This is a genomic window from Proteiniphilum sp. UBA1028 (assembly GCF_002316955.1).
Lineage (GTDB): Bacteria > Bacteroidota > Bacteroidia > Bacteroidales > Dysgonomonadaceae > Proteiniphilum.
The window spans coordinates 1-4,766 of the sequence record NZ_DCEN01000008.1; the positions used below are offsets into that span (position 1 = coordinate 1).

The following is a 4,766-nucleotide window of genomic DNA, read 5'->3' on the forward strand; positions in this document are numbered from 1 at the left end:
GTCTTTGATGAATAACTATCCGTCAAAACTACTGTTTTTAATGTGGTTATAAATGAATGATATTAACTCGTTTTACTCTTTATTCATTACACATGTTTTAACAAGCATTTTTATCAAAGGTATTAATTCATATGAATGTTATCTCAAACAATTTGTAATAGTTATCTACACTTGTAAGGTAGTTTGAGTTGGAGGTCCTCACACAAGGCATGAGGAAATCTCTTAAAAAACGACCGGCAAGCCGGTCGTTTACTGAAATGTAATCTACTTAGCTTTTCTTTCTCTTTGGCTCTCTCTGAGACAAAGCACTACCTGCTGCAGACTTACTGTCCTTACCAGTTCTTCCGTCTCTAAGAACTTTTGAAGCAGAAGATGCGGCTTTTTTACTGGTTACTTTTTTAGCCATATCATTTACTATTTTAAGCCCAACCATGCAAGTGGACTAATTCTTGCTTTCTTAAAATATCTCGACTTTCTCTTTTTATCTTTTTTTCTCCCATCTTTTATCTCCTTATTTGTCCATCTCCGCATAAAAACAAATTCATCGTTTTTAATGAAATAGTGTGACTGGCATTTAAAACTCCAGTTACCAATAGAAGGAGAAAGAGATACCGTTTTACCATCGAAGATGAACTGCCAGTCGGTTGGCGAAAATGGTGTGACAACTTCATTTTTACAACCACACGCGCAAAGATGTATTGCAGTCGCATACTTGATCGAAATATACAAAACCTCGTCTTCCAAATTTTCCGGAATAACATCAACAAACTTATGTTTCATCGCGGCTATGATTAATAATAGTTGTATCAATTGAAAAGACAGTGTTATACTCTTTACCAAAATCGGTATAGAAATCACAGAATTGCTTCCATCGGATTACAGCGAAACAAGCATTTAGAGCATTGAGGTCTGCTATCTGTATGTTGGAGGAATAAGCATCGTCTCCTTCACTGTCGACGACAGGAATGAAAGATGACACGTGACTTGATCTTTCTTTTGTCACAGTTGTGGTTCTTACCAGTCCGCCTAACTTGCCATCAACTTCGGTTAAACCTAATCCAACGTCAATAAAGGGTATCTCTATATTGATAAGATAATCTACGATGATTTTTCGAACGCTGTTTTTATCAACACTCAGAAATACGAAATTCATCTCCCTAAGTGCATCAACATTAGTGTCGTCTATATAATAGCCATGCGGTATAACCTTTCTATGCATGTTGGAGTAGATGTTTGTAAGATAATCAGTTTTTTTATAATGTTTTTCTAAATCTTCGATGGAAGCTGCACCGGGAGATCGAAAAGCATTATGCTGATCAAAATCATCACCATCAAAAAGATGGATTTCCGCAACTGGGGTTTTGGCCACAAAATCAAGAATATATGAACCGGTACCACCCAAACCAATTATTGCAATTTTCAGTCCCTGAAATTTAAAATTGATATTTTCGATAGCCGACCTACTGGAGTTGGTGTCGATGTAATTAAAAACAGTTTCGTAATCTTTGTCAATAACAGGTTTGAATGTTTTTTCAGTTACAGTGGGATCTAAAGATTTCGGGGGCGAGGAGATGATATCTGCATATCTCTTAACCTTTTCATAGTAATTTGAGTAACCATCAGGTGGCTTATTCGAGAAGGATCTGTTTACTACTATTTCTCCAAGTTGACTATTACTGTTGTTATGTTGGATCGCCGAAATAGGATTTCCATCTATTTCACAGGGATTGTCTCCTATGAAATGAATTACATGATTATCGGGTTTAGCAACAGTGTTGCTATCTCTTAATGTTAAGGTGCTTACAAGAGTACCAAAACAAATATTCTTTTCACTATTCAGGTAGGGTATGTGATGGATAAGTAAATATCCACCACAAATCTCCACCTCGTACCCTTCATCCCTAAGACGCTTAAGGTCTTCGTTACGACTTATCAGTTTTTGTTGCATTGAAAATCATGTTATTTGTTACATAAACACTCTGACCTTTCACGAAAACACCATTCCTGTTTTCTTTGGGCCCCTTGTCATATGTTGAAGTATAAGCGATATGAGGTTTGTCTTCATAAACACCAAATGCCAACTCCATAAGCTGCCCGAATGAGATTGAAGGCTGCGTCCAAGTTTTTTCACGTCCGTTCACCATAATTCTAAACTCCTTCACTTTTACCTGAGAAGTGAAATGTTCAACACCCGGATGAGAAAGATCAATTTTCTCTTCATTACCAATCAGGATATCACGCGAGCCCTGGTTAATCAAGAATAAATCAGAGTCTCTTAATAATCCTGCCATCTCCTTCAATTCTACACCCGTAACAATTGAATTAAATGATTCGTACTTTTCCCCATCAATAAAAATTTTGTAGGGTTGTTTGCTTAGCGTTCCTGGCGCCCCGATGTTTGTAATCATAAACAATGTATTAAATTAATTAATCTTTATATATTCCTCACTACATGGTTTACAATTAACATGCCAATAATTAATTATGTCAACTTCACTTGTCAACAATATAACTTTACAATAAAATACGACAATATGTCTTATTTATTCATTCTCAGGACACTGAAATATTGTCATAACAACTGACATTAAAATAAATTGTCATGCCTTTATTGTTTTTGTCAACCAAGTCTATTATCTTTGTATTGAAATTACAATCAAACAACAATGGAAATAAAAGCAGTTTTTGCAGAACGTTTTAAATCGGCGCGTTTAATGAATGGATTTTCATTGCAGGATTTGGCTGATGCATTAGACAATATATTAACGCGTCAAGCATTGCATCGATACGAGAAAGGGGAAGTTATTCCTGACGCAGAAAAAATTAGTAAGATAAGTAAAATCTTGAACGTGACTCCTGATTACTTTTTCAGAACCACCAAAATAGAACTCAACGATATAGAATTCAGAAAACTGGATAAACTGCCCAAAAAGGAGGCAGATATGATTCAAGAAAAAACGAAAGAGTATCTCAATCGTTATTTAGAATTAGAAGAAATCATTGGCTTGGAAAATAAATTTGCACATCCACTGAAAGATTATCCGGAGATCACCTCTTATGAGCAGGTAAACAGAGCTGCAGAAATCATCAGGGAGAAATGGTCCATAGGCAAAGGACCTATTTATAATATCGTTGAACTACTGGAAGAAAAAAACATCAAGATCGTCAAACTGGATGTTTCTATAAATTTTGATGGGTTACAAGCCTTTGCTAACGGCAACATTCCTGTAATTGCCTATAATGTAAGATTAGCAAACAAACCTGACAGAATTCGGTTTACTCTTCTTCATGAACTTGCTCACATGTTATTAAAGTTTGGAGAGATTACGAATAAACAAAAGGAGACTTTATGTCATCAGTTTTCGGGAGCGATGTTGCTACCGGAAGAGACTATTAAAGCAGAACTCGGGGCACATCGCAACAAGCTCTCCTCTTTGGAACTGGCCAATATCAAAAAGCAATATGGCATCTCTATGCAAGCAATTGTAATGCGTGCCAATGAATGCAATATCATCAATGACCATTACACGAATCAATTCTTTTCCTTTATGAAACAAATGAATTGGAGAGTGGATGAGCCGGCAGAATACAGGGGAGCCGAAGAGAGCAATCGTTTTGAACAGCTTTTGTTCAGGGCGTTAATTGAGGATCAAATCTCGATATCAAAAGCCGCTTCATTGTCTAACCGGCCTCTGGCTGAATTTAAAAAAGAGTATCAACCGATGTTTTGATAATCATTTAGATTTATAAAGCCAAATAACCTTTCTAAAAAATGAAACTGACAATTGCGGTAACGGATGCGTGTATTTTTATAGACCTGTTTGATCTGGAACTAATAGCCTCATTTTTCAACCTCGAACTTGAAGTACACACAACTTCTGCTGTATATTTTGAATTGCATATTGATCAACAACGGGTTTTAAAAACGTATCAGTCAGCAAACAGGCTTATAATTCACAATCTTGAAGAGAACGATTTAATTAAAATATTCTCAGAAAACTATCCAAAATCATTGTCGGAAACAGATAAATCTGTACTGTATGTGGCGAATAAACTCAACGCTTGCGTATTAAGTAGTGATAAGGTTTTACGCAATTGCGCGAAAAACAAGAAAATAGAATACCATGGTATGATCTGGATTTTTGATGAACTGGTAAAATCAAACATTTTGACACAAACAGAGGCTGTGATCAAGGTAAACAAACTGGTTACATCAAACTACATCTTTCGCAATAATAAACAATTGGAAAACGAAATAGAGAAACGTTTGAAACTTTGGAGTTGAACAAACCGCCTAACTCACTCATCATGCCGGACGTTCTGCTGGTTGTAGGGTTTATACGCTACAGGAAATGGTTTAACATAGAGACTTCCGAAAATCGGATAACAGCCAAAAAACAGCATATTTTGTTTATTCAAGGATGTCAAGTATTCGTTCACACGCCAGCCCGTCGCCGTAGGGGCTGGCGCCCTCCACGTTGGAGATATCGACCATTATTGATATTAATTTTCACTACACTAATTGTTTTGGTATCTTATTTATGCATATCTTTGGAAAATATGATTTTAAAGGCAATACCAATGTAAATCAGTACATTTTTTTGATCCAGAGAAAACAAATTTAATTTTGGAAACTCAGAAAAATTAATGAATTGGTATACTGACAGAAAAATTAACTTCAAAAAGTTGCAGATGGTTAACCTATAGCTTAATTTTGCAGTGAAAAGGAAATGTCGACATATGATTTCGTCACACGACGGCCGCAG

Annotated in this window: 6 protein-coding genes; 2 read left to right on the forward strand and 4 right to left on the reverse strand. The window is 36.0% G+C overall.

Annotated elements, in window-relative coordinates; translation table 11 throughout:
• Positions 1 to 268: 268 nt before the first annotated feature.
• Genes B3Z75_RS01115 through B3Z75_RS01130 form a run of 4 tightly spaced genes read right to left on the reverse strand, consistent with a single transcriptional unit; the run spans position 269 to position 2,408 of the window.
• The gene (locus B3Z75_RS01115; RefSeq protein ID WP_286854053.1) at positions 269 to 406 is read right to left on the reverse strand and encodes a hypothetical protein; all 138 of its coding nucleotides are present in this window, start codon (positions 404 to 406) and stop codon (positions 269 to 271) included.
• A gap of 8 nt (positions 407 to 414) precedes the next feature.
• Positions 415 to 780, reverse strand: coding sequence for a DUF6527 family protein (locus B3Z75_RS01120; RefSeq protein ID WP_286854051.1), 366 nt, complete (start codon positions 778 to 780; stop codon positions 415 to 417).
• Positions 770 to 1,948, reverse strand: coding sequence for a ThiF family adenylyltransferase (locus B3Z75_RS01125; RefSeq protein ID WP_286854049.1), 1,179 nt, complete (start codon positions 1,946 to 1,948; stop codon positions 770 to 772). Before B3Z75_RS01125 ends, B3Z75_RS01120 begins: the two co-directional genes overlap by 11 nt.
• Positions 1,923 to 2,408: a multiubiquitin domain-containing protein gene (locus B3Z75_RS01130; protein WP_286854047.1), complete on the reverse strand. Its 486-nt coding sequence runs from the start codon at positions 2,406 to 2,408 to the stop codon at positions 1,923 to 1,925. Before B3Z75_RS01130 ends, B3Z75_RS01125 begins: the two co-directional genes overlap by 26 nt.
• 258 nt (positions 2,409 to 2,666) lie before the next feature.
• Here B3Z75_RS01130 and B3Z75_RS01135 point away from each other — a divergent pair, with 258 nt between their 5' ends.
• Positions 2,667 to 3,731, forward strand: a complete 1,065-nt coding sequence (locus B3Z75_RS01135; RefSeq protein WP_286854045.1) for a helix-turn-helix domain-containing protein — start codon at positions 2,667 to 2,669, stop codon at positions 3,729 to 3,731.
• Positions 3,732 to 3,772: 41 nt separating this feature from the next.
• Entirely contained in the window at positions 3,773 to 4,285 is a 513-nt protein-coding gene (locus B3Z75_RS01140; RefSeq protein WP_286854044.1) for a hypothetical protein, read from the forward strand.
• Positions 4,286 to 4,766: the final 481 nt, after the last annotated feature.